This window comes from Streptomyces sp. NPDC048507 (genome assembly GCF_043199995.1).
Taxonomy (GTDB): domain Bacteria; phylum Actinomycetota; class Actinomycetes; order Streptomycetales; family Streptomycetaceae; genus Streptomyces.
In genome coordinates, this window is sequence record NZ_JBICWZ010000004.1 from 247,298 (window position 1) to 273,603 (window position 26,306).

General features: G+C 71.9%; 26 protein-coding genes, 3 tRNA genes and 1 pseudogene. 20 read left to right on the forward strand and 10 right to left on the reverse strand.

The features are described from left to right. From ACGFXC_RS14115 to ACGFXC_RS14130, 4 genes are all read left to right on the forward strand, one after another. Complete coding sequence (locus tag ACGFXC_RS14115) at positions 1-651, forward strand: DUF3566 domain-containing protein (protein ID WP_393712568.1); 651 nt, start codon at positions 1-3, stop codon at positions 649-651. Between the two features lie 83 nt (positions 652-734). Further along, positions 735-808 (forward strand) — tRNA-Ile (locus ACGFXC_RS14120). Between the two features lie 144 nt (positions 809-952). Continuing rightward, positions 953-1,087 carry a DLW-39 family protein gene (locus tag ACGFXC_RS14125; RefSeq protein WP_208809277.1) on the forward strand — a complete coding sequence of 45 codons (135 nt, stop codon included), beginning with the start codon at positions 953-955 and terminating at the stop codon, positions 1,085-1,087. Between the two features lie 88 nt (positions 1,088-1,175). Next, positions 1,176-2,564, forward strand: coding sequence for a hypothetical protein (locus tag ACGFXC_RS14130; RefSeq protein WP_393712570.1), 1,389 nt, complete (start codon positions 1,176-1,178; stop codon positions 2,562-2,564). Here ACGFXC_RS14130 and ACGFXC_RS14135 read toward each other — a convergent pair. Continuing rightward, on the reverse strand, positions 2,561-3,766 hold the full coding sequence (locus ACGFXC_RS14135) for a serine/threonine-protein kinase (RefSeq protein ID WP_393712572.1): 1,206 nt from the start codon (positions 3,764-3,766) through the stop codon (positions 2,561-2,563). The two genes, ACGFXC_RS14130 and ACGFXC_RS14135, sit on opposite strands and share 4 nt — an antisense overlap. 34 nt (positions 3,767-3,800) lie before the next feature. After that, on the reverse strand, positions 3,801-4,349 hold the full coding sequence (locus ACGFXC_RS14140; RefSeq protein ID WP_393712574.1) for a helix-turn-helix domain-containing protein: 549 nt from the start codon (positions 4,347-4,349) through the stop codon (positions 3,801-3,803). 161 nt (positions 4,350-4,510) lie between these two features. Here ACGFXC_RS14140 and ACGFXC_RS14145 point away from each other — a divergent pair. Further along, positions 4,511-4,583, forward strand: a tRNA-Ala gene (locus ACGFXC_RS14145). Positions 4,584-4,824: 241 nt separating this feature from the next. Next, positions 4,825-5,385, forward strand: a complete 561-nt coding sequence (locus ACGFXC_RS14150) for a LysM peptidoglycan-binding domain-containing protein (protein ID WP_393712576.1) — start codon at positions 4,825-4,827, stop codon at positions 5,383-5,385. 74 nt (positions 5,386-5,459) lie between these two features. Here ACGFXC_RS14150 and ACGFXC_RS14155 read toward each other — a convergent pair whose 3' ends face one another. Beyond that, the gene (locus tag ACGFXC_RS14155) at positions 5,460-6,179 is read right to left on the reverse strand and encodes a DUF5324 family protein (protein WP_393712578.1); all 720 of its coding nucleotides are present in this window, start codon (positions 6,177-6,179) and stop codon (positions 5,460-5,462) included. 175 nt (positions 6,180-6,354) lie between these two features. On the opposite strand from ACGFXC_RS14155, the gene ACGFXC_RS14160 reads away from it, so the two are divergent. Both ACGFXC_RS14160 and ACGFXC_RS14165 read left to right on the forward strand, forming a co-directional pair. After that, positions 6,355-6,882 (forward strand): peptidylprolyl isomerase, encoded by a 528-nt coding sequence (locus tag ACGFXC_RS14160; protein WP_393713183.1) that lies wholly within the window; start codon positions 6,355-6,357, stop codon positions 6,880-6,882. Between the two features lie 107 nt (positions 6,883-6,989). Next, the gene (locus ACGFXC_RS14165) at positions 6,990-7,874 is read left to right on the forward strand and encodes a rhomboid family intramembrane serine protease (RefSeq protein ID WP_393712580.1); all 885 of its coding nucleotides are present in this window, start codon (positions 6,990-6,992) and stop codon (positions 7,872-7,874) included. A 116-nt stretch (positions 7,875-7,990) separates the two neighbouring features. Here the strand turns inward: ACGFXC_RS14165 and crgA are convergent, their stop codons facing one another. Next, positions 7,991-8,245, reverse strand: a complete 255-nt coding sequence (crgA, locus tag ACGFXC_RS14170) for a cell division protein CrgA (protein WP_266575696.1) — start codon at positions 8,243-8,245, stop codon at positions 7,991-7,993. 91 nt (positions 8,246-8,336) lie between these two features. Here crgA and ACGFXC_RS14175 point away from each other — a divergent pair, with 91 nt between their 5' ends. The 6 genes and pseudogenes from ACGFXC_RS14175 (at position 8,337) to ACGFXC_RS14200 (ending at position 12,273) form a co-directional block, all read left to right on the forward strand. After that, positions 8,337-9,113, forward strand: coding sequence for a DUF881 domain-containing protein (locus ACGFXC_RS14175; RefSeq protein WP_393712582.1), 777 nt, complete (start codon positions 8,337-8,339; stop codon positions 9,111-9,113). Next, positions 9,082-9,792, forward strand: coding sequence for a class E sortase (locus ACGFXC_RS14180; RefSeq protein WP_393712584.1), 711 nt, complete (start codon positions 9,082-9,084; stop codon positions 9,790-9,792). The genes ACGFXC_RS14175 and ACGFXC_RS14180 overlap by 32 nt, the downstream gene beginning before the upstream one ends. 92 nt (positions 9,793-9,884) lie before the next feature. Further along, positions 9,885-10,061, forward strand: a complete 177-nt coding sequence (locus ACGFXC_RS14185) for a hypothetical protein (protein ID WP_030225149.1) — start codon at positions 9,885-9,887, stop codon at positions 10,059-10,061. After that, entirely contained in the window at positions 10,058-10,696 is a 639-nt protein-coding gene (locus ACGFXC_RS14190) for an aminodeoxychorismate/anthranilate synthase component II (protein WP_393712586.1), read from the forward strand. Before ACGFXC_RS14185 ends, ACGFXC_RS14190 begins: the two co-directional genes overlap by 4 nt. Then, positions 10,669-11,526 (forward strand): annotated as a pseudogene (locus ACGFXC_RS14195) (class E sortase); the annotation flags it as partial. The gene ACGFXC_RS14190 and the pseudogene ACGFXC_RS14195, both read left to right, overlap by 28 nt. A 12-nt stretch (positions 11,527-11,538) precedes the next feature. After that, entirely contained in the window at positions 11,539-12,273 is a 735-nt protein-coding gene (locus tag ACGFXC_RS14200) for a class E sortase (protein ID WP_393712588.1), read from the forward strand. A gap of 101 nt (positions 12,274-12,374) precedes the next feature. Here the strand turns inward: ACGFXC_RS14200 and pknB are convergent, their stop codons facing one another. The 6 genes from pknB to ACGFXC_RS14230 all read right to left on the reverse strand — a co-directional run bounded on the left by pknB (position 12,375) and on the right by ACGFXC_RS14230 (position 20,428). Continuing rightward, entirely contained in the window at positions 12,375-14,411 is a 2,037-nt protein-coding gene (gene pknB, locus ACGFXC_RS14205; RefSeq protein ID WP_393712590.1) for a Stk1 family PASTA domain-containing Ser/Thr kinase, read from the reverse strand. Positions 14,412-14,568: 157 nt separating this feature from the next. Further along, on the reverse strand, positions 14,569-16,032 hold the full coding sequence (locus ACGFXC_RS14210) for a peptidoglycan D,D-transpeptidase FtsI family protein (protein WP_393712592.1): 1,464 nt from the start codon (positions 16,030-16,032) through the stop codon (positions 14,569-14,571). Continuing rightward, the gene (locus ACGFXC_RS14215; RefSeq protein WP_393712594.1) at positions 16,029-17,453 is read right to left on the reverse strand and encodes an FtsW/RodA/SpoVE family cell cycle protein; all 1,425 of its coding nucleotides are present in this window, start codon (positions 17,451-17,453) and stop codon (positions 16,029-16,031) included. The genes ACGFXC_RS14210 and ACGFXC_RS14215 overlap by 4 nt, the downstream gene beginning before the upstream one ends. 31 nt (positions 17,454-17,484) lie before the next feature. Further along, complete coding sequence (locus ACGFXC_RS14220; protein ID WP_393712596.1) at positions 17,485-18,948, reverse strand: PP2C family protein-serine/threonine phosphatase; 1,464 nt, start codon at positions 18,946-18,948, stop codon at positions 17,485-17,487. A gap of 144 nt (positions 18,949-19,092) precedes the next feature. Further along, positions 19,093-19,590, reverse strand: a complete 498-nt coding sequence (locus ACGFXC_RS14225) for an FHA domain-containing protein (RefSeq protein ID WP_266575716.1) — start codon at positions 19,588-19,590, stop codon at positions 19,093-19,095. 10 nt (positions 19,591-19,600) lie between these two features. After that, entirely contained in the window at positions 19,601-20,428 is an 828-nt protein-coding gene (locus ACGFXC_RS14230) for an FhaA domain-containing protein (protein ID WP_393712598.1), read from the reverse strand. Between the two features lie 292 nt (positions 20,429-20,720). Between ACGFXC_RS14230 and ACGFXC_RS14235 the strand changes: the two genes are divergently transcribed. From ACGFXC_RS14235 to ACGFXC_RS14260, 6 genes are all read left to right on the forward strand, one after another. Beyond that, positions 20,721-20,803 (forward strand) — tRNA-Leu (locus ACGFXC_RS14235). A gap of 176 nt (positions 20,804-20,979) precedes the next feature. Beyond that, a complete protein-coding gene (locus ACGFXC_RS14240; protein ID WP_393712600.1) occupies positions 20,980-22,674 on the forward strand; it encodes a sensor histidine kinase in 1,695 nt (564 codons plus the stop codon). Between the two features lie 8 nt (positions 22,675-22,682). Next, positions 22,683-23,342 (forward strand): response regulator, encoded by a 660-nt coding sequence (locus ACGFXC_RS14245; RefSeq protein ID WP_393712602.1) that lies wholly within the window; start codon positions 22,683-22,685, stop codon positions 23,340-23,342. A gap of 70 nt (positions 23,343-23,412) precedes the next feature. Then, the gene (locus ACGFXC_RS14250; RefSeq protein ID WP_393712604.1) at positions 23,413-24,843 is read left to right on the forward strand and encodes a DUF2252 domain-containing protein; all 1,431 of its coding nucleotides are present in this window, start codon (positions 23,413-23,415) and stop codon (positions 24,841-24,843) included. Between the two features lie 143 nt (positions 24,844-24,986). Continuing rightward, on the forward strand, positions 24,987-25,817 hold the full coding sequence (locus tag ACGFXC_RS14255; RefSeq protein ID WP_393712606.1) for a hypothetical protein: 831 nt from the start codon (positions 24,987-24,989) through the stop codon (positions 25,815-25,817). Positions 25,818-25,956: 139 nt separating this feature from the next. Beyond that, positions 25,957-26,301, forward strand: a complete 345-nt coding sequence (locus tag ACGFXC_RS14260; RefSeq protein WP_393712608.1) for a rhodanese-like domain-containing protein — start codon at positions 25,957-25,959, stop codon at positions 26,299-26,301. The last annotated feature ends 5 nt before the right edge of the window (positions 26,302-26,306 follow it).

A 26,306-nucleotide genomic window follows, 5' to 3' on the forward strand; every position in this document is an offset into this window, starting at 1 on the left:
GTGAGTGGAGCCACGGGCGCCGGACCGGCCAAGACTGGAGCGAACGGTGCCCGTGGCCCCGCCGCGGACTCCACGGGGGGACAAGGGGGAACGGTGACGGACACCCGCGATCCGCAGCCGGACGCGCAGACGGCCGCGAAGTCGAAGTCGCAGTCCAAGTCGAAGGCCGCCGCCGAGGGCAAGGACCGCGGCGGGCAGCCCTACCAGCCCCCGCAGGCGTACGCGGCCCCCAAGGGCCCCGGCGCACAGCGCGGCGCCCCGGGCACCCGCACGGCGCCCAGGACGCGCAAGGCGCGGCTGCGGGTGGCCAAGGCCGACCCGTGGTCGGTGATGAAGGTCAGCTTCCTGCTGTCGATCGCGCTCGGCGTGTGCACGATCGTCGCGTCGGTGGTGCTGTGGATGGTCATGGACGCCATGGGCATCTTCTCGACCGTCGGCGGCACCATCAGCGAGGCCACCGGGTCCAACGAGAGCAACGGGTTCGACCTCCAGTCGTTCCTGTCGCTGCCGCGCGTACTGATCTTCACCTCGGTGATCGCGGTCATCGACGTGGTGCTGATGACGGCCCTGGCGACGCTGGGCTCCTTCATCTACAACCTGTCGGCGGGCTTCGTGGGCGGCGTCGAGCTCACGCTCGCCGAGGACGAATGACCTGCGCGGACGCCCCGTAGAAGGCGATTTTGGCTCGACCGCGTCTGTGCGCTAATCTTCAGGAGTCAGCGCGCAGCGCGGATGGGGCTATAGCTCAGTTGGTTAGAGCGCATCCCTGATAAGGATGAGGCCACAGGTTCAAATCCTGTTAGCCCCACAGTGTCGAAGACCCCCAGGCCCCAGGCCTGGGGGTCTTCGTCGTTGGGCCAGTTGAGGGGTTCCAGGTAACCGATCGGTATCGACCGGTGTGTATTGTTGGGCGCCAGAAGTCCCCAACGTCAACGAAAGACGAGGTCGCGCGGTGAAGAAGCTGCTCCTGGTCGCACTGGCCGCCATCGGCGGGCTCCTCGTGTACCGCCAGATCCAGGCGGACCGCGCCGAGCAGGACCTGTGGACGGAGGCAACCGACTCCGTGCCCTCTGGTTCCGGCGTGTGAGACCCGCTTGATTCCATGAAGCCCCGGCTGCCGCTGCTGCCGGGGCTTCTTGCTGTTCCGGGACAGTGAGTTCCGTTATGCGAATATCGTGCTTGCGTTGGCAAAGTCGGGGGTGCTGGGCGTGGGGTGGACGCATCGGGAACGCGCCGCGGGCGGGTTGGCGGGCCGGGCCCTGCGCTCCGTCCTGGCCACCGGCCTGGTGACGGCGCTCGCCGCCGGCTGGCCGCCGCCGGCCGCGCACGCGGCGCAGGGGCCCGCCGCCCCGCCGCCGCAGTACCGGTCGGCCGAGGGGGCCCGGCGGGTGGAGGGCAGACCCTCCACGGCGGACGCCCCGCTGCTGGAGGCGGGCGTGGTCTACGAGGACACCGCCGCCCCGGGCGAACGGGTCTACCGGCTGGGCCTGGACGACGCCTCCACGGTGTACGTCTCCGCGGTGCTGCGGCCGCCCGCCGGGAGCAAGGTCGGGTACGGGGACGGGCTGGAGGTCGAGGTGATGACCAGCGGCGGCCGGGCGTGCCCGTACAACCCGGGCCGGGCCGGCCTCGGCACCGACCCGGTCCCGCTGGCGGCGGCGGGCCAGCGGCGGCTGGAGGAGGACGCCGCATGCCAGTCCGCGGGCACGTACTACGCGAAGGTGACCCGGACGGCCGCGAAGGATTCGGACCGGGCGCCGTGGCCGGTGGAGCTGCTGGTGATGCGCGAACCGGCGCCCGCCGGGGGCACCGCCCCGGTCTCCCCGCCGCCCGCCTCGCCCTCGCCGTCCCCGGTGCTGCCCGGCGCGGACCCGGTCGCCCGCAGCGGGGGCACCGGCTTCAACGACGCCCGGGCGCTGGGCTCCGGGGTGTGGCGCGACGACCTGCGGCCCGGCCAGACGCGGTTCTACCGGGTCCCGGTGGACTGGGGGCAGCGGCTGGCGGCCGGTGCCGAGATCGCGAAGGCCCGGATGACCAGGCCGTACGGTTCGGCGTCCGACGGGCTCACCGTCTCCCTCTACACGCCCTACCGGGCGCTCGTGGAGTCGAAGGACGCTTCCTATGACGGGCAGCAGGCGGCCGTGACCCTGCCGGGGACGGTGCCGGTGGCCTACGCGAACCGTTTCTCCGACGAGGCCGCGGTGCGGCCGGTACGGGTGGCCGGCTGGTACTACCTCGCCGTCACCCTGGGCGGAAAGGTGGGCGAGTTCACCGAGGACGCCTCGCCGGTGCCGCTGACGCTACGGGTGGACGTGGCCGGCGGCCCGGCGCAGGGGCCCGCGTACCGGGAGGGCCTGGCGGCCGCCGGATTCGGGGTCGGCGCGGCCGAGCGGGCCGCGGCGCGGGAGGGGATCACCGTCCCCGAGGCCGTCGCGCGCGAGGACGGCCGCTCCGTGATGCGGGCGGTGGCCGGAGCGGGCTTCGGGACGGGGGCGCTGCTGCTGCTGGTGCTCGGGGGATGGTTCCTGCTGTCCCGGCGCCAGGGGGACGGCGGCCCGCTCTAGAGGCGGGTCAAGGCCCAGACGGCGGTGGCGAAGCAGAGCAGGGCGGCCGTGAGGAGGCCGGCGGTGACCTTGGGCGGGGGCGGCGGAACCCGGCGGCGGGATCCGGTCCGGGCCGGGGGTGCGGGGGCCGCGGGGGTCGTCGGGGGCGTCGGGGCCGGGTTCCGGGCCGGGGGCGCCAGGTGGAAGCCGTCCGTCCGCTCCGTCGGTCCGAAACCGGCGGGCGGCGGCCCGAAGGCTCCGGCGGGACCGGCTGCGGGAGCGTGCTGCGGCGGCTGTCGCGGGGGTGGTTGGGGCGTCGCCCGGGGGTCCGCGGAGGGCCGGCCCGGGGGGCCCTCGGGACCGAAACCGAGCGGGAGCGGCCCGAGTTGGTCGAACACCTCCACCGGATCCTCGTCCGGGCCGGGCTCGGGCAGCAACCGGGCGGCCTCGACAAGGGCCTTGCGCGCCCCCGTGGCGGTCCTGAACCGGTTGCGGGGGTCCGGGTGCAGGAGGTTCGCGATCACGTCCCACAGGGGCGCGGGGACGCCCTCGGGGGCCTCGGGGACGCCCTGGGCCGGGAACCGCTCCGCCAGGGCGCGGGAGTCGGGCTTGCGGCCCAGCAGCAGGTACAGCGCGACGAGCCCCACGGCGTAGAGGTCGGCGGGGAAATCGGGCTCGGCGCCGCTCAGTTGCTCGGGGGCGAAGTAGCCCGGCGTGCCGGCGACGAGGTCGGTCCCGGTGAGCCGGGGCTCGCCCTTGCGCAGCGAGATCCCGAAGTCGGACAGCCGCAGGTGCGGCCGCCCGGTTCCGGTGGCCTCCATCAGGATGTTGGCCGGCTTGATGTCGCGGTGGACGACGCCTTCCGCGTGCACCGCCGCCAGCCCCGACAGGAGCTGGTCGAGCAGCGCGCACACGAACCGGGGCGGCAGGGCCCCGTAGTCGCCGATCACGTGGGCGAGGGAGCCGCCCGCGACCAGGTCCATGGTGAACAGGACCTTGTCGTCGTCCGCCGCCCAGCTGGCCGGGGCCAGTACGTGCGGATGGTCGATGCGCAGGGCCTGTTCGCGCACGAAGCGCAGCAGGGTGTGGGCGTCGCCCTGGAGGAGCACCTTCGCGGCGACGTACCGGCCGCGGCGCCGGTCCCACGCCCGCCAGACGGCTCCCGCCCCGCCCCGTCCGATCGGGTCGATCAGTTCGTACCGGCCGGCGAAGACCTCACCCATCGCTGTGCCCGTCCCCCGTTCGCGCGCCCGCGCGTCAGTTCTGGTGGGCCTCGTAGTGGGCGACCGCCTCGGCGGTGCGGCCCGCCCCGTAGACCCTGAGGAACTCTGCCAGCTCCGGGTGGGTGGGTGCGAGCGAGTCCGCCGCATCGATGATGTCCCCGGCCGCGGAGACCGACCGCAGCAGCGACTGGATCTCGCGCACGACCCGCTTGACCGTGGGAGCGCCGGAACTCGTCGTGCTCTGGCCGCTGTTGCTGAGGACGGAGCCCCCCTGGGTGTTCTTGATCTCGTCCATCCGGTCGGTGGCCTCGGCCGCGCTGACGCTTCCGTCCGCCACCTGCCCGGCGAGGTCCTGGAGGGCCTGCACCCGCTGGACCACGGCCGGGTTGCCGATCTTGGCGCGCTGTCCGCTCATCAGCTGGGACAGCATCGGCGCCGACAGTCCGAGGACGGCAGCGAGGCGGGCCTGATTGAGTCCGAGGTCATCTATGAGCCGTCGGAACAGCGCGCCGAGCGGCTCCCCGTACCAACTGCGCTGGAGTTCCCTGGCTCTGGCCGTGGCCTCTTGCTGTACTGCGTCCACTCTGACTACTCCCCTTCGCTGGTGCGAACCTCGCGAGCATCTTACGGAGCGTGGTCGCGGGGCGGGAGTCCCTATCATTTTGCGGGATGCGGGGGTACACCGGGTACTCTGTCCTGCGGAACGCCCGCTCCCGTACGGGAGAGGGTTCCATCCGGTTTCCCGGGGCCTTAGCTCAGTTGGTAGAGCGCTGCCTTTGCAAGGCAGATGTCAGGAGTTCGAATCTCCTAGGCTCCACAGTGAAAGACCCCCTGACCTGCGAAAACGCAGGGATGGGGGTCTTTTTCGTGCGGTGGCCCGGGGTGCGCGGCGAGGGGGGCTCGCGCGGTCGCGGGCGTACGGCCTCACGGGCGCGCGCCCGCCGCCGGCTGCGGCGGTCCCCCGGACGGCCCAGTCACGCGGCCGGGCGGGCCCCGGTGTCAGAGAGTGGGGGCAGGCACCGAGCCGGGGGACGACACCACGCCGGAGGCGCAGGTACATGGGAATCTTCGACTTCCTGAAGTCCGACAAGCAGAAGGAACACGAGGCCGCCGACAAGGCGAAGGAGCAGACGGAGCAGCAGGCCGCGGCCGGGTCCGCGCCCGCCGGGACGGGCGGCGGCTACTCCGACGCCGCGGCGGCCACCAGGGCGGCGGCCGACCGGATGGCCGCGTCGGCCCCGCCGAAGCCGCCGGTCGCCGGGCCCGCCGCGCCGAGTCCCGCGTCGGCCGCGCACAAGGCCGTACCGGTGGCGCCCAAGCCGCCCGCGGCCGCGGCGCCCCGGCCGCCGGTCCCGCCGAAGCCCGCGGCGGCCGCCCGGCCCGCCGCGCCGAGTCCGGCGTCGGCCGCGCACAAGGCGGTGCCGGTGGCGCCCAAGCAGCCGCTCGCCGCCAAGAAGCGCACGTACACGGTGAAGCCGGGGGACTCGCTGTCCGCGATCGCCCGCCACGAGCTGGGCAACGAGGCCCGCTGGCGGGAGCTCTACGCCATGAACCGGGGCGTCGTCGGCGCCAACCCGGACCTGATCCACCCGGGGACGGTGCTCAACCTCCCCTCCTAGGACGGGGCATGCGGAAGGGGCCCGGATCCACCACTGGATCCGGGCCCCTTCCGCGTACCCGCCGCGAGGCGGGGTCAGAGCTGCTTGTCGCTGTCGGGGCGCGTCGGAGCGGGACCCGGCGCGTCCGTCCGCGCCTCGCGCTCCTTCTCCTCCAGCTCGTCGTCGAAGCTGGCCGGCCCGGCTTCGCGCGAGGGGACCTCGGTGGCCGCCGGGGGCTCGACGAGCCAGTCCGGGTTCGACTGCCGGTCCCACCACTTCCACGCCGCGAAAGCGGCGCCGGCGACGAGGCCGACGAGGGCGACGTTGCGCAGGCCCCGGCCGCAGCGGGCCCGGCGCTCGTGACGGCGCACCAGCCGGCGCACCTCCTCGGGCGTCACCTGCCCGCGCAGCGCGGCGAACGCCGCGACCGAGCGGGAGGCGGCCTCCTCGGCGACCGGGGTGGCCGCCGCGAGGGCGCTCTCGATGCGGGGCTGCGTGTACTCGGCGGCCTGGCGGGCGGCGCGACGGGTCTGCTCCACCGCCTGGGTGGCGGCACGGTCGACGTTCGGCGGAACGTGGGCGCGGGCGGCGACCATACGGGGATGCAGGTGGGAGCCGTAGGCCGCGCGGGCCTGGAGCGACGCCTGGCCGGCCGCGTGCGAGACCTTCGGCACCAGCCGCTCGTTCGCCTCGTGCGCGTAGTGCACGGCCGCGTCCCTGGCGGTTCCTGCGTACGGCGCCACCACTTCCGCTGCGTGCCTCACGGTGTCCTTGGCGCTCTCGGCGGCCAGGCGCACGCTGTCCTTGCGGGTCACGGGATCCTCCTCCTCGGTGGCGGACACAGTTCACCTTTCCACCCTTTGTCGGATCATGCCTGCCACAGGGCCGCCCGTCGCGCGCGACAGGGCATACGGGTGGGGGATTTTCTGTGCGGCGCTGCCCTCCGTGGGAGGATCGGGACCGACAGTGATGACTATGGAAGGCAGACTCGTGGCCGAGAAGCTCTACGCCACCCTGAAGACCAACCACGGCGACATCGAGATCGAGCTGCTGGAGAACTTCGCCCCCAAGACCGTCCGCAACTTCGTGGAGCTGGCCACGGGCGCCCGCGAGTGGACCCGTCCCACCGACGGCCAGAAGACCACGGCCCCGCTCTACGACGGCACCGTCTTCCACCGCGTCATCAGCGGCTTCATGATCCAGGGCGGCGACCCCCTCGGCAACGGCACCGGCGGCCCCGGCTACCAGTTCGCCGACGAGTTCCACCCCGACCTGGCCTTCACCAAGCCGTACCTGCTCGCCATGGCCAACGCCGGGCCGGGCACCAACGGCTCCCAGTTCTTCATCACGGTCGCGCCCACCGCCTGGCTGACCCGCAAGCACACGATCTTCGGCGAGGTCCGCGACCCGGCCAGCCAGAAGATCGTGGACAAGATCGCCGCGGGCCCCACCAACCCGCGCACCGAGCGGCCCCTGGACGACGTGATCATCCAGTCGGTCACCGTGGAGAAGCGCTGACCGGGCGACGGGAACCTTTGCGCCCCGCCCGTCCGTCCAGGATGTGTACCTGCGCCTACCGGACCGGCGGGGCGGCCCACCTGCCCCGCCGCTGATCGAGGGGACCGATGGACACCGACCGTCTGCCGGGCTGCTACCGCCACCCGGACCGCGACACGGGCATCAGCTGCACCCGCTGCGACCGCCCGGTCTGCCCCGAGTGCAGGGTCGACGCCGCGGTCGGCTTCCAGTGCGTGGAGTGCGTACGGGAGGGCTCCGGGACCGGGCACTCCCGCGCGGCCAACGCGCCGCGCACCCTCGCGGGCGGGCTCGTCGCGGCCGACCCCCAGCTCGTCACCAAGATCCTGATCGGGATCAACGCGGCCGTCTTCCTCGCCGCGCTCGCCGTGCCGGGGCTGGCGGTGCGGCTGGAGCTGCTCGGCCGCTACGTCGAGTACTACGGGGCCCCGCTGGAGGGGATCTCCACCGGTCAGTACCACCGGCTGCTGACCTCGGTGTTCCTGCACGTCGAGTGGTGGCACGTCTTCAGCAACATGCTGGCCCTGTGGGTGATCGGCGGGCCGCTGGAGGCCGCGCTGGGGCGGGCCCGCTACCTCGCCCTCTACCTGCTGTCGGGCCTGGGCGGCAGCGCCCTGGTCTACCTGCTGACCGCGCCGAACACGCCGACCCTCGGCGCCTCGGGCGCCATCTGCGGCCTGCTCGGCGCCACCGTGGTCCTGGCGCGCCGGCTGCGCTACGAACTGCGGCCGGTCCTGATCACGCTCGGGCTGATGCTGCTGATCACCTTCGTGCCGCTGGGCGGCAGCCTGACGGTGTCGTGGCAGGCGCACATCGGTGGTCTGGTGACCGGCGCGCTGGTGGCGCTGGGGCTGCTCGCGCCCGCCACCGGCAGCAGGCGCACCCTGGTGCAGGCGGGGACCTGCGCGGCGGTGTTCCTGCTGGCCGTGGTGCTGATCGTGGTGCGCACGTCCGAACTGTCCGCGCTCACCTGATCACACCGGCGTCAACTCTCCACAGAGTTATCCACAGATCTTCTGTCTTTTCCTCAGGTGTGGATGACGCTGTGGATAACTCATGGGGAGAGCTTGCGCGGCGGCGCCGGATGCGCCTACTTCCACTGCGTGGAGACACCGAACCCGGCGGCGATGAAGCCGAAACCGACCACGATGTTCCAGTTGCCCAGTGCCTCGACGGGCATCTGGGTATCGGTCACGTAGAAGACGACGATCCACGCGAGACCGATCAGGAACAACGCCAGCATCACCGGGGCGACCCAGCTGCGGTTCGTCAGCCTGATCGTCTGCGCCTGCTTCGCCGGCGGCGGCGTGTAGTCGTCCTTCTTGCGGATACGTGACTTCGGCACGAGGGGCTCTCCTGTCGATGCGCTGGGGACCTTGCCTGCCCCGGGCGTCCGTTAGCGTAGTGGACCTGTGGCGTTGAAGGAGAAGGGTACGTTGAGCAATTCCGACGACTCCTCCGCGGGTCCCCGTCGCCGGGCCAGACCGGTCCGGCTGCTGACGGCCGCCGTGTTCGCCCTGGCCGGCCTGATCTTCGTCACCAGTTTCAACACCTCCAAGGGTACGAACATCCGCACGGACGCCTCGCTCCTGAAGCTGTCCGACCTCATCCACGAGCGCAGCACCAGCAACGCCGAGCTGGAAGAGAGCGCCGCGGCCGCGCGCGCCGCGGTGGACGCCCTGGCCGAGCGCGACGACGGCAGCACCAAGGCCGAGGACGCCAAGCTGGCCGCCCTGCGCGTCGCCTCGGGCACCGAGGAGCTCACCGGCAAGGGCCTGAGCGTCACGCTCAACGACGCCCCGCCGAACGCCACCGCGCGCGTCCCGGGCGTGCCGGAGCCGCAGCCCAACGACCTGGTGATCCACCAGCAGGACCTCCAGGCCGTGGTGAACGCCCTCTGGCAGGGCGGGGCCCGGGGCATCGAGGTCATGGGCCAGCGGCTGATCGCCACCAGCGCGGTGCGCTGCGTGGGCAACACGCTGATCCTCCAGGGCCGCGTGTACTCGCCCCCGTACAAGGTGTCCGCCGTCGGCGACCCGGGCGCGCTGCGCAAGGCGCTCGCGGACTCCCCCGCCCTGCAGAACTACCAGCTGTACGTCAACGCGTACGGGCTCGGCTGGAAAGTGGACGAGGACAAGAGGCTGACACTGCCGGGCTACTCCGGCACAGTGGACCTCCACTATGCGAAGCCGCTGGAGTCCGCCGCGCCCTGACGTCGTACTGCGCCTGGTGGTACGGACGTTCAGCGAGGCGTGCCTGACGGCCGGGACGCTGATCGTGCTGTTCGTGGCCTACGTGCTGCTGTGGACCGGGGTCAAGGCCGACCGGGCCATGGAGGGCGAGCGGGACCGGCTGCACGACCGCTGGGCTGCGGCGGCCCCGGCCGCCGCCCCCGCCCCGGGCGCCCCGGCCCCCCAGCAGGCCGCCCCGGCCCCCGCACCGCCTCCGCTCCCGGCCGGCGGGGTCTTCGCCGAGATGTACGTCCCGCGCTTCGGGGACGACTGGAGCAAGCCCGTCCTCGAAGGCACCGGCGCCGACCTGCTCAAGAAGGGCCTGGGCCACTACCCCGGCTCGGCCCGCCCCGGCGGGGACGGCAACTTCGCGGTGGCCGGCCACCGGCGCACCTACGGGGACCCCTTCAAGGACGTCCCCGAGCTGCGCCCCGGCGACGCCGTGATCGTCCGGGAGGCGGGCACCCTGTACACGTACACGGTGCGCGCGCGGGCGCTGCGCACCCTGCCCACCGAAACCGGGGTGGTCGACCCCGTGCCGAAGCGCTCCCCCTTCACCGGCCCCGGCAAGTACCTGACCCTGACCACCTGCGATCCGGAGTGGGGACACAGCCACCGGCTGATCGTCTGGGCCGAGCTCACGGGCACCCGGCCCGTCTGATTGCCCACGGGACCCCCGCCGCCGGGCCCCGGGCCTTTAGGCTGTTGCGGTACCGCTCCCGCGGTGCGCAGAGCGAGAGGGACGCGGACGGAATGTACGGCTGGATCTGGCGGCACCTGCCGGGCAACGCGTGGGTACGCGCGCTGATCTCTCTCGTACTGATCCTGGCGGTGGTGTTCGTACTGTTCCAGTACGTCTTCCCGTGGGCCGAGCCGCTGCTCCCGTTCAACGACGTGACGGTGGACGAGGGATCGGGAGCCACTCCGTGAGCGCGCGCATTCTGGTTGTCGACAACTACGACAGCTTTGTCTTCAATCTGGTCCAGTACCTCTATCAGCTCGGCGCCGAATGCGAGGTGCTGCGCAACGACCAGGTCGAACTCGCGCACGCCCAGGACGGCTTCGACGGCGTGCTCCTGTCGCCGGGGCCGGGCACGCCGGAAGAGGCGGGCGTCTGCGTCGACATGGTCCGGCACTGCGCGGACACGGGCGTGCCGGTCTTCGGCGTCTGCCTCGGCATGCAGTCCATGGCGGTCGCCTACGGCGGCGTCGTGGGCCGGGCTCCCGAGCTGCTGCACGGCAAGACCTCGCCGGTGGTCCACGAGGGCCTCGGCGTCTTCGCCGGGCTGCCCTCGCCCTTCACCGCGACCCGCTACCACTCGCTCGCCGCCGAACCGCCGACCCTGCCGGACGTGCTGGAGGTCACCGCGCGGACCGAGGACGGCATCATCATGGGCCTGCGGCACCGGGAGCACGACGTCGAGGGCGTGCAGTTCCACCCCGAGTCGGTGTTGACCGAGTGGGGCCACCGGATGCTCGCGAACTGGCTCGTGCGCTGCGGTGACGCCGGCGCCGTCGAGCGGTCGGTGGGGCTGGCCCCGGTGGTGGGCAAGGCCGTCGCGTGACGACGGTCGCGCCGTCCGCGCCCAGCGAGGGCCGGGCCGCGCGGCGCAGGGCGGCGCAGGAGGCCGCGAAGCGCTCGCACGCGCGGGCACGCAAACGGGGCGGACGGGGACGCCGGCGCGCCCGCCCGCGTTCGGGCGGTCCGGTGGTGGTCCTCAGCCGGGCGGCCGGTGAGCTGTTCATCACCGTCGGCGTGGTGATGCTGCTGTTCGTCACCTACCAGCTCTGGTACACCAACGTGCTCGCGGAGCGCTCCGCGAACGGGGCCGCAGGCTCCCTGCGGCAGACCTGGGAGCAGGCGCCGGGGGCCGGGGCACCGGCCGCGCCGCCGGTGGCCGCCTTCGAGCCGGGACAGGGCTTCGCGATCCTCCACGTCCCCAAGCTGGGCCTGAAGGTCCCGGTGGCGGAGGGCATCAGCAAGGCGAAGGTGCTGGACCGGGGCCTGGTCGGCCACTACGGCGAGGGGGCGCTGAAGACGGCCATGCCGGCCGACAAGCAGGGCAACTTCGCGGTCGCCGGACACCGCAACACCCACGGCGAACCGTTCCGCTACATCAACAAGCTGGTGCCGGGGGATTCCATCGTGGTGGAGACGCGGGACGCGTACTACACGTACGAGATGACCTCGGCGCTCCCCCAGACCTCTCCGGCGAACGTCTCGGTGATCAAGCCGGTCCCGGAGGGATCCGGCTTCACCGGCCCCGGCCGGTACATCACGCTGACGACCTGCACTCCCGAGTTCACGAGCACCTACCGGATGATCGTATGGGGCAGGATGATCGACGAACGCCCGCGCAGCCAGGGCGCCCCGCCCGCGCTGACCAGCCCGTAAGGACGACCCGCAGTGTCTCGTGCCCGCCGCCGCTCCGCACCGCCGCCCGCCGATCGCAGTGTGATCGCCGGGTTCCTGAGCCTGCTGGGCGAGCTCCTGATCACGGTGGGCCTGATCCTCGGCCTGTTCGTGGCGTACTCGCTGTGGTGGACCAACGTCCTCGCCGACCGGCAGGCCTCGGCCCGCGGCGACCAGGTCCGCCGGCAGTGGCAGGCGGCCCCCGCTCCGGCCGCGAACGCCCCGGTCCAGCCGGGCGCCCTCGACACCGGGGACGGGATCGGCTTCCTGCACGTGCCATCGATGAAGAACGGCGAGGTGCTGGTCAAGCCGGGCACCGCGCCGGACGTGCTGAACGACGGCGTCGCCGGGTACTACACGGAACCGGTGAAGGCGGCCCTGCCCTGGGACGACAAGGGCAACTTCGCCCTCGCCGCGCACCGCGACGGGCACGGGGCGAAGTTCCACAACATCGACAAGGTGAAGAACGGCGACGCGGTCGTCTTCGAGACCCGGGACACCTGGTACGTGTACAAGGTCTTCGCCGAGCTGCGGCAGACCTCGAAGTACAACGTGGACGTGATCAACCCGGTCCCGAAGGAGTCGGGGAAGACCGCTCCGGGCCGCTTCATCACCCTGACGACCTGCACCCCGGTCTACACCTCGAAGTACCGCTACATCGTCTGGGGCGAGCTGGTGCGGACGGAGAAGGTCGACGACAAGCGCACCCCGCCGGCGGAGCTGCGCTGAACCTCCCCGGCTGAACCTCCCCGCCCCGTGTTTCACGTGAAACGGCCCGGCCCCCTCGACGGACGAGGGGGCCGGGCCGTTTCACGTGAAACATCGCGACGTCAGCGGCCGCCGGTCAGGCCGCCGAACCAGCCGCCGCCCTGCTGCTGGCCGCCCTGACCGCTGTTCGGCACGGTCTGGACGTTGATGACGGTCCCGGCCGGCTGCGGAGTGCCCGCCGCGGGGGTGGAGCCGAGGATCTGGGCGTTGTCGTCGGTCGGGCCCGACAGGACCGAGCCGAACACCAGGCCCACGCGCTTGAGGTCGTCCTTGGCCTGGGCGACGGTCCGCCCGGTCAGCAGCGGCACCGGGGTCGGAGCTGCGCTCGCCTTGGCGACGCTCACGTTGACCGCCGTGTCCTTGGCCAGCTCGGTACCGGGCGCGTACTGCTGCGCGACGATCGACTTCGGCGGGGCTCCGGGGGAGTCGACCTCCGTCGTGCTGCCCAGCTTGAGCTTCACCGCCTGGAGGGCCTTGACGGCGTCCTCCTTCTGCATGCCGCTGAGGTCCGGGACGACTCCCTTGGAGACTTCCTTGGCGACGCTGAGCGTGATCACCGAACCCTGCTCGGCCTGGGTGCCGCTCTTGGGGTTCTGCTCGATGACGGTGCCCGGGGTGGCGTTCTCGGACTCGACCAGCTTCTTCTCGACCTGGAACTTCTTGGCCTTGAGCGCCGACTCGGCGTCCGCGTAGCTCAGCCGGACCACGTCGAGCACCGGCACCTTGGGGGCGCCCGTGGAGACCTTGACCTTGACCGTGCTGCCCTTGTCGACCTTGGCGTCCGGGGCCTGGTCCTGCGAGCAGACATTGCCCTTGGGCTGGTCCGCGCAGGGCTCCTCGGCCTCCTTCTCCACGACGACGCCCGCGTTCTTGCCGCTCTCCTGTGCCGAGGCGAAGGTCAGACCGACGAACTTGGGCACGGCGGCGCTGTTGTTGTCCGCGGACTGGGCGAAGAGGGTGCGGCCGATCAGGATCGCGCCGACGAGGACGAGCACGCCCGCGAGGACCAGCAGGACCGTCGAGGCCCGGCTCTTCTTCTGCTGGCGGCGGCCGTGACCCTGGTCGTAGCCGCCGGAGCCCTGGTCCCCGTACCCGTATCCGCCGTCGCCACCGGGGGGCATCGGCGGGAGCATCGAGGTCTGGCCCGCGTCGGGGGAGCGCAGGGACGTGGTGGCCTGGTCGTGGCCGGAGTGTCCGTAGCCGCCCTGGTCGGGGTAGCCGTAGCCGGCCGCGCCCATGGAGGCGGTGGCGGCGACGGGCTGCCCGTCGAGGCAGGCCTCGATGTCGGCCCGCATCTCGTCGGCGGACTGGTAGCGGTAGTCGGGGTCCTTGACCAGCGCCTTGAGGACGATGGCGTCCATCACGGGCGTGATCTCGGGGTCGAAGTTCGACGGCGGCTGGGGTTCCTCGCGCACGTGCTGGTACGCGACGGCCACGGGCGAGTCGCCGACGAACGGCGGCCGCACGCAGAGCAGCTCGTAGAGCAGGCAGCCCGCGGAGTACAGGTCGGAGCGCGCGTCGACCTGCTCGCCCTTGGCCTGTTCCGGGGAGAGGTACTGGGCGGTGCCGATCACGGCGGCCGTCTGCGTCATCGTCATGCCGGAGTCGCCCATGGCGCGGGCGATGCCGAAGTCCATGACCTTGACCTGTCCGGTCCGGGTCAGCATGACGTTGGCGGGCTTGATGTCACGGTGCACGATGCCGGCGCGGTGCGAGTACTCCAGTGCCTGGAGGATGCCGATGCACATTTCGAGGGTGCGCTCGGGCAGCAGCTTGCGGCCGGAGTGCAGCAGCTCGCGCAGGGTCGAGCCGTCGACGTACTCCATCACGATGTACGGGATGGAGATGTTGTCGACGTAGTCCTCGCCGGTGTCGTACACGGCGACGATCGCCGGGTGGTTCAGCGACGCGGCCGACTGGGCCTCGCGGCGGAACCGGGCCTGGAAGGACGGGTCGCGGGCGAGGTCGGCACGCAGGGTCTTGACGGCGACGGTACGGCCGAGCCGGGTGTCGTGACCGAGGTACACCTCGGCCATGCCACCACGGCCGAGCACGTGGCTCAGCTCGTACCGGCCGCCGAGGCGACGCGGCTCTTCCATAACGTTTGCAGCCCTCTCCGTCAGTCCCGACCGCACCCGTGTGTGGTCCGGCGGTGTGCTGTTCGCGGCAAGGCTACCGGCCGATCGTCGGTGATCGGTTCGTGACCACAGGCTGATATCGGACCGGTACCGAGCGCTCGGACCCCGCCTGCGCGTCTCATCCCTTGCTCTTCAGAACGGCTTCCATGACCGCCTTGGCGACCGGGGCCGCCAGGCCGCCACCGGTGATGTCCTCGCGGTCGGCGGCGCTGTCCTCGATGACGACGGCCACGGCGACCGGAGAGGTCCCGTCGGCGTTCTCGGCGTAGGAGATGAACCAGGCGTAGGGACGCTTCGCGTTCTTCTCGCCGTGCTGGGCGGTGCCGGTCTTGCCGCCGACGGTGACGCCCTTGATCTTGGCGGTGGTGCCGGTGCCGTTCTCGACGACGTTGACCATCATCTGCTGGATCTTCTGCGCGTTCGCGGCGGAGAGCGGGCGGCTCATCTCGGTCGGCTCGTGCTTCTCGACCGTGTCGATGCTGGGTGCCTGCAGCTGGTCGACCATGTACGGCTTCATCAGCTTGCCGTCGTTGGCGATGGCCGCGGTGACCATGGCCATCTGGAGCGGGGTGGCGGCGGTGTTGAACTGGCCGATGGAGCTCTGGGCGTTGCCGTCCCGGCCCATGGTCTTGTCGTAGACGCTCGCGAAGGCGCGGACCGGGGTGTCGATCTTGTCGTTGTTGAAGCCGAACTTCTGGGCGGTCTCGACCATCTTGTCGCGGCCGACCTTGTCGCCCATGTTCGCGAAGACCGAGTTGCAGGAGACCTGGAGGGCGAAGTTCAGCGTCGCCTTCTCGCAGCCGCTCGCGTGGTTGACCATCGGCGTCTTCGTGCCCGGCAGGATGTACGGCTCGGGGGTGTCCGTGGGGGCGTTGATGTCGCTCACCACGCCGTTCTCCAGCGCGGCGGCGGCCGTGACCACCTTGAACGTGGAGCCCGGCGGGTAGGTCTCGCGCAGGGCGCGGTTGACGAGGTTCTTGTCCTCGCTGTCCTTCAGCGCGACCCAGGCCTTCTCGTCGGCCTTCGAGTTGCCGGCGAAGGTGGACGGGTCGTACGAGGGGGTGCTGACCAGGGCCAGGATGGCGCCCGTGCGCGGGTCGATCGCCGCGACGGCGCCCTTCTTGGAGCCGAGCTTCTCGTACGCGGCCTTCTGCGCGGCGGCGTTCAGGGTGGTGACGACGTTGCCGCCCTGCTTCTTCTCGCCGGTGAACATGCCGATCGTGCGGTCGAAGAAGAGCCGGTCGTCGTTGCCGGTGAGGATGCCGTCGTCGAGGGACTCCAGCTGCGTGGAGCCGAACGCCTGGGAGGCGTAGCCGGTGACGGGCGCCCACAGCGGCCCGTCGGTGTACGTCCGCTTGTACTTGTAGTCGCTGCCGTTGGTCACGGCGGAACCGGTGACGGGCTGGCCCTCGACGATGATGTTGCCGCGCTCGGTGGCGTACTGGGCGATCTGGACCCGGCGGTTCTCCTTGCGCGTGCTCAGATCCTCGGCCTGCACGTACTGCAGCCAGTTGGTCCGGATCAGCAGCGCGAGGACGAGCAGCCCGCAGAACAGCGAGATGCGGCGCAGGGGCTTGTTCATGACGGGCGGACCACCTGGGTCATCTCGGAGTCGGGGGACGGAGCGGGGGCCGGGGCAGGTCGGCGTGCGGTGTCGCTGATCCGGATGAGGATGGCGATGAGGACCCAGTTCGCGAGGACGGAGGAACCGCCGGAGGCGAGGAAGGGCATGGTCATGCCGGTGAGGGGGATGAGGCCCATGACTCCGCCGGCGACGACGAAGATCTGCAGGGCGAAGGCCCCGGAGAGCCCGATGGCGAAGAGCTTGCCGAAGGGGTCGCGGGCGGCGAGGGCGGTGCGGACGCCCCGCTCGATGATCAGCCCGTAGAGCAGGAGGAAGGCCATGACGCCGGTGAGGCCGAGCTCCTCGCCGACGGTGGAGAAGATGAAGTCGGAGTTGGCGGCGAAGCCGATCAGGTCGGAGTTGCCCTGGCCCCAGCCGGTGCCGAGCACACCGCCGGAACCGAAGCTCATGATCGACTGGCCGACCTGCTCGCAGGCGCCGGAGGTGGTGTAGCAGGCGAAGGGGTCGAGCCAGGCGGTGACGCGGACCTTGACGTGGCTGGCGAAGGTGCCGACCACCACGGCGCCGCCGACCGACATCAGCAGGCCGATGACGATCCAGCTGGTGCGCTCGGTGGCCACGTACAGCATGATCACGAACATGCCGAAGAAGAGCAGCGAGGTGCCGAGGTCGTTCTCGAAGACGAGGACGAGGAGGCTGACCGCCCAGATCATCAGGATCGGGCCGAGGTCGCGGCCGCGCGGCAGGTAGAGACCCATGAAACGGCGGCTGGCGAGGGCCAGGGCGTCGCGCTTCACCATCAGGTAGCCGGCGAAGAAGATGGCGATGACGATCTTCGCGAACTCACCGGGCTGGATGGAGAAGCCGCCGACGCTGATCCAGATCTTCGCGCCGAAGACGTCCGCGCCCAGACCCGGGACCACGGGCAGGATCAGCAGGACCAGCGCCCCGGCCATGGAGATGTACGTGAACCGCTGGAGCACGCGGTGGTCCTTGAGGACCAGCAGCACGACGGCGAACAGGGCGATGGCCAGCCCCGTGTACATCATCTGGCGCGGCGCGGACTCGGAGAAGGTGCCGAAGCTGCGCTTGGCGAGGTTCTGCAGCCGCTCGGACTGGTCGAGCCGCCAGATCAGGACGACGCCGAGGCCGTTGAGCAGGGTGGCGATGGGCAGCAGCAGCGGGTCGGCGTACTTGGCGTAGCGCCGCACGACGAGGTGGCCGATGCCCGCGAGGACGGCGAAGCCGAGTCCGTAGAGGAACATGCCCGGGGGCAGCTCGCCGTGGATCGCCAGACCCACGTTGGCGTAGGCGAAGATCGGGATGACCACGGCGAAGGCGAGCAGCAGGAGCTCGGTGTTCCGCCGGCTCGGCGCCTCGATGGCGCCGATGGTGGTCGTGTTGGTGACAACGCTCATGGTGTGGCGGGCCCCCTGTGCCCGCGTATCTCTACTGCTTTTCGCACTGGCCGACGAGCGCTTGCTCCGCGGGAGTCAGGCTGGGACCGGGCGTCTGGTTGTTCTGGGCTTCCGCGGCGCGGCGGGCTTCGTCCTTCTTGCAGGCGGAGACCTGGCCGGCGAGATCGTCGATCTTCTTGCGGGCCCCGTCGACGGTGCTCTCGCTGATGGTGGCCTCGACCTGCTTGCGCTTGAAGCTCGGCAGGTACTTCAGTTCGATGTCGGGGTGATCCGTGTCCACCTGCGAGAGGTGGATCCAGGCCAGGTTCTGGCTGATGCCGCGGTACAGGGCGACGTGGTCACCCTTGACGCCGACGTAGTACTGGCTCTGCGTCCAGCGGTGCCCGGCGTACAGGCCGCCGCCGACGACGCCCGCGATGAGCAGCAGGAGCAGCGTGCGCGTGGTCCACTTGCGCCCTTTGCTGCGCCGCCTGCGCGGGTGGTCGTAGGTGTCCTCGTACGGGGCCTCGCCCTCGTAGCCGTCGGCTTCGCCGAAGCTGCCGTACGCGCCGCCGCCGCCCTTGCCCTGCTCCGCGTAGCCGTAGCCGGGGGCCTCACCGCTGCCGGGGGGGCCGAAGGACCCCGCGGGCGGTGCGGACTGGCGGCCGAGCCCGGAGGCGCGGCCGGCCGGGGTCTGCATGGCGTTGCCGTCGAAGAGCTGGTGCTGGTTCTCGGCCACCGCGCCGATGACGACCGGGGTGTCGTTCAGCTGTGCGGCCAGGGTGTCGCCGCTGTCGGTGTCGAGGACGTCCGCGACGATGCAGGTGATGTTGTCCGGGCCGCCGCCGCGCAGCGCCAGCTGGATCAGCGTCTGCACGGTCTCGTGCGGGCCGTGGTAGTCGGCGAGGGTCTCTTCCAGGGTCTGGTGGGAGACGACGCCGGAGAGCCCGTCGGAGCAGATCAGGTAGCGGTCGCCGGCCCGGACCTCGCGGATCGAGAGGTCGGGCTCCACGATGTCGCCGCTGCCGAGCGCCCGCATCAGGAGCGAGCGCTGCGGGTGCGTGGTGGCTTCTTCCTCGGTGATCCGGCCCTCGTCGACGAGCCGCTGCACCCAGGTGTGGTCCTGCGTGATCTGGGTGAGGACGCCGTCGCGGAGCAGGTAGGCGCGGGAGTCGCCGACGTGGACGAGGCCGAGCCGCTGACCGGTCCACAGGAGGGCGGTGAGCGTGGTGCCCATGCCCTCCAGCTGGGGGTCCTCCTCGACCATCACGCGCAGCTGGTCGTTGGCGCGCTGCACGGCGGTGGCGAGCGCGGTGAGGATGTCGGAGCCCGGGACGTCGTCGTCGAGCTGCACGAGGGAGGAGATGACCTCGGAGCTGGCGACCTCGCCGGCGGCCTGGCCACCCATGCCGTCGGCGACGGCGAGGAGCCGGGGGCCGGCGTAGCCGGAGTCCTCGTTGCCCTCGCGGATCATCCCCTTGTGCGATCCGGCGGCGAACCGCAGGGACAGACTCATGCGCACCTGCCCTGTCGACGATGCCTCGGGGTACAACCGGTCTCGAGCCACACTGCCCACCCTCCGGTCGGGAGCGCGCTCGGGTCCGTGTCCCCGGTGGGACGGACCGCCGCGGCTCGCTCGCTCCGCTCGCTCATTCTCGTACTACTTCCGCAGCTCGATGACGGTCTTGCCGATGCGGATCGGGGCGCCCGGCGGAATGGGCGTCGGGGTGGTCAGCCGGGTCCGGTCGAGATAGGTGCCGTTCGTGGACCCGAGATCCTCGACGATCCACTGGCCGTCACGGTCGGGGTAGATCCTGGCATGCCTGCTGGAGGCGTAGTCGTCGTCCAGCACGATCGTCGAGTCGTGGGCGCGGCCCAGCGTGATCGTCTGGCCGGCGAGGGCCACCGTGGTTCCCGTGAGGGTGCCCTCGGAGACGACCAGCTTGGTCGGCGCTCCACGGCGCTGGCGCTGCTGGGGCGGCGCGGACTGCCGCCCCGTCTGCTGCGGAGCGCTGGTCGCGCCGCCGCGGCGGGAGCCGCGTTGCGTGACTCTCGTTCCGAAGAGGTCGCTGCGGATGACCTGAACGGCCACGATGACGAACAGCCACAGAACGGCCAGGAAACCCAACCGCATGACCGTCAGGGTCAGCTCTGACATTGCCCCCGCTTCACCCTTCGGCTTGCCGGTAAATGATGGTGGTGCTGCCCACGACGATCCGCGAGCCGTCGCGGAGCGTAGCGCGGGTGGTGTGCTGCCCGTCCACCACGATGCCGTTGGTGGACCCGAGATCCTGGATCGTCGGGGGTGTTCCGGTCCGGATCTCACAGTGCCGGCGCGATACGCCGGGGTCGTCGATCCGCACATCGGCCTCGGTGCTCCGGCCGAGTACGAGCGTGGGGCGCGAGATCTGGTGGCGGGTGCCGTTGATCTCGATCCAGCGGCGCGTGGTGCCCGGGGCGCCGGGAGGTACGGGTGCACCGCCCGGGCGTCCGCCCTGTCCGCCCTGACCAGCGGGTCCGCCCGGAGGCGGTCCCGAGGGCATGGGCGGGGCGGCCACCGGCGGGTAGCCGTAACCGCCCGGCTGCGGTCCCTGGGGGGACTGCGGGCCGTCCTGGGAGGTGCTGGAGGCGAGGGTGCGACTGCGGACCCGGTACAGACCGGTGTCGAGGTCGTCCGCCTTCTCCAGGTGGACCTTGATGGGGCCCATGAAGCTGTAGCGCTGCTGCTTGGCGTAGTCGCGGACGAGGCCCGCGAGCTCGTCGCCGAGCTGGCCGGAGTAAGGGCTGAGGCGTTCGTAGTCACCCGTGCTGAGCTCGACGATGAAGTCGTTGGGCACGACCGTCCGCTCGCGGTTCCAGATGGTGGCGTTGTTGTCGCACTCCCGCTGGAGGGCGCCGGCGATCTCCACCGGCTGGACCTCGGACTTGAACACCTTGGCGAAGGTGCCGTTCACCAGACCTTCGAGTCGCTGCTCGAACCGCTTCAGAACTCCCATGGGGCACCTCCTCCGTCGTTGTCGCCCTGTACTGCTTACTGATCGTATCCACGCGTGGCGGATTCGGCTGGTTCCCCTTCGGTCCCGTGTGCAGGAGTGTTGGTCCTCACAAGGGATCGTAGGGGTGCTCCAGAACAGTGTCCCGCACCCGGAGGCGACTGCGGGAGGGGCCGCCCCGGCAGGCGTGAGGGTGCCCCGGGAAAGGGATGTGAATCCACCCCGGATGACGTGCTAATCTTTCGTTCGTCGCCAGGGGAACGGCCCGCAAGGGAAGTCCACTGGAGAGCTACTCGGGCGAGTGGCGGAACGGCAGACGCGCTGGCTTCAGGTGCCAGTGTCCTTCGGGACGTGGGGGTTCAAATCCCCCCTCGCCCACCGAAAAAGAGCCCCCGCACCGGAGAAATCCGGTGCGGGGGTTCTTCGTTGTACCCGGCTCCCGGTCCGCGGCGGGCGCGGGCCTACGCGGATGTGCCGGAGCGGCGACTTTCGTCGGGCGGTGCGCGACGAAAGAGGGCGGGCGGGCCCGGGCGCGGGTGTCTAGGGTCGGTCGGGTGGATGTCGAGGCGGCGGTGCGGGTGGGCTGGGAACGGCTGAAGGGGGCCGATCCCTGGTCCCGGCGCGCGTTCGCGGGGGACCTGGCCATCGCGGCGGTGCTGGCCGTGCTCGGACTGGGCGTCGACGAACTCAGCGACAGCTCCGGACTGAAGATGCTGCTGGGCGTGGTGGCCGTGGTGTCGCTCACGCTGCTGCGCCGCCGGCTGCCCGCCGCCACGCTGGTGCTGGGAGCCGCGGCGAGCGCCTTCCTGCCCGCCGTGTTCCTCGTGACGGTCGTGCTCGGTTGGTCCGCGGGCCGCCGGATCGTCGGAGTGGGACGGGCCCTGACCGCCATCCTGCTGGCCTTCCTCGTCCAGGTCGGGCTCAGCCTGGTCGACCAGTGGTCGCAGATGCAGCCCCTGCTGGTCGTGGTCTTCTCCACACTGCTCTTCCTCGCCGCCACCGTCATGCCCGGTCTGGCCAGCCGGTACTGGTACCAGCGCCGGACCCTGCTCAGCGCCCTGCAGGAACGCAACGACCAACTGCTGCGCGAGCGGACGATGGTGGCCGGACAGGCCAGGCTGCGCGAACGGCAGCGGATCGCCCAGGACATGCACGACAGCCTCGGCCACCAGCTGGCGCTGATCTCGGTGCACACCGGGGCACTGGAGGTGGACCCCGCGCTCACCGACCGCCAGCGCGAGGGCGTCGGCGTCCTGCGCCAGGCCTCGGTCGCGGCCATGCACGAGCTGCGCGAGGTCGTCGGCATCCTGCGCGACGGGGTGGAGGCCCCGGCGGCCCCCGTGGAGGAGGCGCAGCCGGCGGCGCGCGGGGTGGCCGGGATCACGGGCATCGTGGAGGCCGCGCGGGCCGCGGGGACCGACGTACGGCTCACGGCGGCGGGCCGGCCCCGGCCGCTGGTCGCGGCCTGTGACCACGCGGCGTACCGGATCGTGCAGGAGGCGCTGACCAACGCCTACAAGCACGCGCCCGGGTCGGCGATCACCGTCGAGCTGCGGTACGAGGACGACTCCCTGGTGGTGGAGATCGCCAACGGGCCGGCGGCCGGTCCGGAGGCGGGCGAGGTGGTCTCCGGCGGGCAGGGGCTGACCGGGCTGCGGGAGCGGGCCCGGCTGGTCGGCGGCATGGTCCACGCGGGTGCGACCGAGGGCGGCGGCTTCCGGGTCGCCGGAGTGCTTCCGTACGGGACCGAGCCGGCCGGGGCCGCCGAGGACGTGGCCGACGACTTCGGGCAGCGCTCCCAGGCCCGGGCATCGGTGCGGCGCAGCGCGCCCCCGATGGACTGGGCGGCCGTGGACCGCGAGCTGGCCGTGCCGGTGCGCAGCCGGACCGGTGGCATCGCGATGGGCTGCGGCATCGCCGTCGCGGCGCTGGTGCTGCTGCTCATCGTGCTGGGGGCGGGGGTGGCGCTGCTGGTGGGCTCGGTCGGCAAGGCGATGATCAGCAAGGAGGAGTACGACGCCGTGCAGCTGGGCCAGCCGGAGAAGTCCGTGCGCGACCGGCTGCCGGACGGGGACAGCGTCCTCACGTCGGGGCTGGACCGCAAGGGCCCGCCGAGACCGGCGGGCACCGACTGTCTGTTCCTGCTGTCGTCGGAGGACTCGTCGCAGTTCACCAACGACTCCGTTTTCCGCTTCTGCTTCCGGGACGGCAAGCTCGTGGAGAAGCAGGCGTACGAGGTCAAGCAGTAGGAGCGCGGGTGACAGCCAAGGTGATCAGAGTGGTGATCGCTGACGACGAGCCGCTGATCCGGGCCGGGATCAGGATGATCCTGACCTCGGCGCCGGACATCGAGGTCGTCGCGGAGGGGGCGAACGGCCGGGAGGCGGTGGAGCTGGCCCGCTCGCACGCCCCGGACGTGCTGCTGCTCGACATCCAGATGCCGGTGATGGACGGGCTGACCGCGCTGGGGGAGCTCGGGCGCGCGGCGCCGGGGGTCCGGGCGCTGATCCTGACCACCTTCGGGGAGCGGGAGAACGTGCTGCGGGCGCTGAGCGAGGGCGGTGCGGGGTTCCTGCTGAAGGACTCGGCGCCGGGCGAGCTGATCGGGGCGGTCCGGGCGGCCGCGTCGGGGGACGCCTACCTCTCACCCGCCGCGACCCGCCACGTCGTGGACCAGCTGGCGACCGGCCGGGCCGCGGGGCGCGGCGAGGCGGCCCGGCGGCGGGTGGACGGGCTCAGCGAACGGGAGCGCGGGGTGCTGGCGCTGCTGGGCGAGGGCCTTTCCAACGCGGACGCGGGCCGTCGCCTGCACATGAGCGAGGCGACGGTGAAGACGTACGTGAGCCGGATCCTGGCGAAGCTGGAGTGCGAGAACCGGGTCCAGGCTGCCCTGCTGGCCAGGGACGCCGGGCTCTAGATACGGTCGGGCCGATCTGACCGGCGAAAGAGGCCGGTGCGGCGCGAGAAGTGCGGGGGCAGCGCGAGTGGTGACGGTACCGAAGCAGCAGACGGCCGGGGCGGCGGCGGAACGGGGCGGGCGGATACCGCGCGTCGGCGGTTTCGCCCCCCGGTCCGTGCCGGGATCGCCCCGGGAGGCCGGGAAGGCACTGCGGGCACGGGTGCCGCGTGCGGCGCACGCCCGCTTCGAGGCGCCCGCCGGGCGCCCGGACGCGGTCCGCGCCGTGGAGGAGTCCAATGCCGGCAGGGTCGCCGAACTGACCCCGATCCGGGTGGGCCGCATGGCCGCCAACCCCTTCGCGTTCCTGCGCGGAGCGGCCGGGCTGATGGCACACGACCTGTCGGGCGGCCCGGTCACCGGCGTCGGCGCCCAGATCTGCGGCGACGCGCACGCCGCCAACTTCGGCCTGTACGGGGACGCGCGCGGCCGGCTCGTCATCGACCTGAACGACTTCGACGAGACCGTCTTCGGCCCGTGGGAGTGGGACGTGAAGCGGCTCGCGACCTCGCTGGTGCTGGCCGGGCGGGTCGTGGGAGCCGACGAGGACACCTGCCGCGCGGCGGCGCGGGACACCGTGGGCGCCTACCGGCGCACCATGCGGCTGCTGGCCAAGCTGCCGGCCCTGGACGCGTGGAACGCCATCGCCGACGAGGAACTCGTCTCGCACACCGATGCCCGCGATCTGCTGGGCACGCTGGAGCGGGTCTCGGAGAAGGCCCGCAACAACACCTCCGCCCGGTTCGCCGCCAAGTCGACCGAGGCGGGGGCGGACGGCGCCCGCCGGTTCGTGGACGCGCTGCCCGTGCTGCGCCGGGTCGGGGACGCAGAGGCCGCCGCGGTGGCCGCCTCGCTGGGTCCGTACCTGGAGACCCTCTCCGGGGACCGGCTGCCGCTGCTGGCCCGGTACGCCATCCACGACGTGGCCTTCCGGGTGGTGGGCACCGGCAGCGTGGGCACCCGCTCGTACGTGGTGCTGCTGCTGGACCACCGTGGTGAGCCGCTGGTGCTCCAGGTGAAGGAGGCGCGGCCGTCGGTGCTGCTGCCGTACCTGCCGGGGCTGGGCTTCCCCGCGCGGCCGGAGGAGCACGAGGGCCGGCGGGTGGTGGCGGGGCAGAAGATGATGCAGGTGGTCTCCGACATCATGCTGGGCTGGACCACGGTGGAGGGCCGCCCGTTCCAGGTGCGCCAGTTCCGCAACCGCAAGGGGAGCGTGGACCCGGGGGCGCTGGCCGTCGAGCAGCTCGACGACTACGGCCGGATGACCGGCGCCCTGCTGGCCCGGGCCCACGCCCACAGCGCGGATCCGCGGCTGCTGGCGGGGTACTGCGGGAAGAACGAGGAGCTGGACGAGGCCATGGCGGCGTTCGCCGTGGCCTACGCGGACCGCAGCGAGGCGGACCACGCGGATCTGGTGGCCGCGGTGAAGTCGGGCCGGATCGCGGCGGAGGCCGGGGTCTGAGGAGCGGGGTCTGAGAAGCGGGGTCTGAGGAGCGGCGTCCGAGGCCCCGGGACGGCCTTCGGGCCGCCCCGGGGTACGGGTGGGCGATGTTTCACGTGAAACGTGGCGGTCCGGGCGGCCCCGGCGGGCCGTAGGCTGGCCGGGTGAGCGAGCAGACCGAGCAGACAGTTCCCGAAGAGCCCGCCGACCCCCGCGACGAGCGGCCCGAGGCGCGGCTCGACCGGGCCGTGCGGGCCGCCGAGCAGGCGCTGATCGAGTTCGAGATCGCCGTGGAGACCTTCCGGGTGGAGGTCGAGAACTTCTCCCGGCTGCACCATCAGAAGCTCGGCCCGATGTACTCGCGGCTCGACGAGCTCGACGCGCTGATCGCCGAGGCGAAGGCGGCCCGCAGCGGCGACCCGGAGGACCTGCGGCTGGCCCGCGAGGCGCGTGCGCTGGTCATGCCGATGCCCGGCGTCGAGGAGCTGTTCCACGACTGGATGGACTCGGACGGGATCTCCGACGATGCGGGCGCCATGCTCACCGACCGGTCCGTGAAGCCGCCGGAGCGGGTGCGGCCCTCGGAGGAGGTCCGCCGCCTCTACCGGGAGCTGGTCCGCCGGGCCCATCCGGACCTGGCCCAGGACGAGGACGAGCGGGCCCGCCGCGACGCCTTCATCGTGCGGGTCAACGCCGCGTACGGGCGGGGTGAGGAAGGGTTGCTGCGGGAGCTGGCCGCCGAGTGGGAGGCCGGTCCGGCGCCGGCGGCCGTGCGGCCGAGCGAGAGCGAGGAGCTGTACGCCCGGCTGGAGTGGCTGGCCCGCCGCAAGGAACTGCTCTCCGTGGTGGCCGGGGAGCTGGAGGAGAGCGCGATCGGGGCGATGCTGCGGATGGCCCCGGACGACCCCGACCGGCTGCTGGAGGAGATCGCGGAGCAGCTGCTCGCGCAGGTCGCCGAGCGCGAGGCGCAGCTGGCGGCCTTCGGCACCCCCTAGAGGCGGCGCCGCCCTGCCGCCCGGCGGTATCGCCCTGCGGTACTGCCGCGGGGGCCGGGCCGGGCGGTGTACCGCCGGGCGGTGCACCGGGGTCGGATAGGTTGGCGGGCGAGACCCGTGAAGAGAGAAGGCGACAGTTATGAACCTCGGACCGCTCCCCTCGGTGGACGCCGCCGCGGTGCCCGCCGAAGGCTTTGTCCTGGACGTCCGTGAGGACGACGAATGGGCGGCCGGTCACGTCGAGGGTGCGCTGCACATCCCGATGAGTGACTTCGTGGCCCGCTTCGGCGAGCTGACGGAGGCCATCGAGGACGGCCGCCGGGTCCACGTGATGTGCAAGGTCGGCGGGCGCTCCGCGCAGGTGACCCAGTACCTCGTGCGCCAGGAGATCGACGCCGTCAACATCGACGGCGGGATGCAGGCGTGGCAGAGCGCCGGGCGCCCGATGGTGACGGACAACGGGAACTCGGCCTTCGTCCTCTGACCGCT

Bases quoted from the DNA above. Each gene is read 5' to 3' on its own strand.
- ACGFXC_RS14135 (WP_393712572.1), bottom strand. From the start codon at position 3,766: ATGGGTGAGGTCTTCGCCGGCCGGTACGAACTGATCGACCCGATCGGA.
- ACGFXC_RS14150 (WP_393712576.1), top strand. From the start codon at position 4,825: ATGGGAATCTTCGACTTCCTGAAGTCCGACAAGCAGAAGGAACACGAG.
- ACGFXC_RS14165 (WP_393712580.1), top strand. From the start codon at position 6,990: ATGGACACCGACCGTCTGCCGGGCTGCTACCGCCACCCGGACCGCGAC.
- ACGFXC_RS14180 (WP_393712584.1), top strand. From the start codon at position 9,082: ATGCGAAGCCGCTGGAGTCCGCCGCGCCCTGACGTCGTACTGCGCCTG.
- ACGFXC_RS14185 (WP_030225149.1), top strand. From the start codon at position 9,885: ATGTACGGCTGGATCTGGCGGCACCTGCCGGGCAACGCGTGGGTACGC.
- pknB (WP_393712590.1), bottom strand. From the start codon at position 14,411: ATGGAAGAGCCGCGTCGCCTCGGCGGCCGGTACGAGCTGAGCCACGTG.
- ACGFXC_RS14210 (WP_393712592.1), bottom strand. From the start codon at position 16,032: ATGAACAAGCCCCTGCGCCGCATCTCGCTGTTCTGCGGGCTGCTCGTC.
- ACGFXC_RS14215 (WP_393712594.1), bottom strand. From the start codon at position 17,453: ATGAGCGTTGTCACCAACACGACCACCATCGGCGCCATCGAGGCGCCG.
- ACGFXC_RS14220 (WP_393712596.1), bottom strand. From the start codon at position 18,948: ATGAGTCTGTCCCTGCGGTTCGCCGCCGGATCGCACAAGGGGATGATC.
- ACGFXC_RS14225 (WP_266575716.1), bottom strand. From the start codon at position 19,590: ATGTCAGAGCTGACCCTGACGGTCATGCGGTTGGGTTTCCTGGCCGTT.
- ACGFXC_RS14230 (WP_393712598.1), bottom strand. From the start codon at position 20,428: ATGGGAGTTCTGAAGCGGTTCGAGCAGCGACTCGAAGGTCTGGTGAAC.
- ACGFXC_RS14260 (WP_393712608.1), top strand. From the start codon at position 25,957: ATGAACCTCGGACCGCTCCCCTCGGTGGACGCCGCCGCGGTGCCCGCC.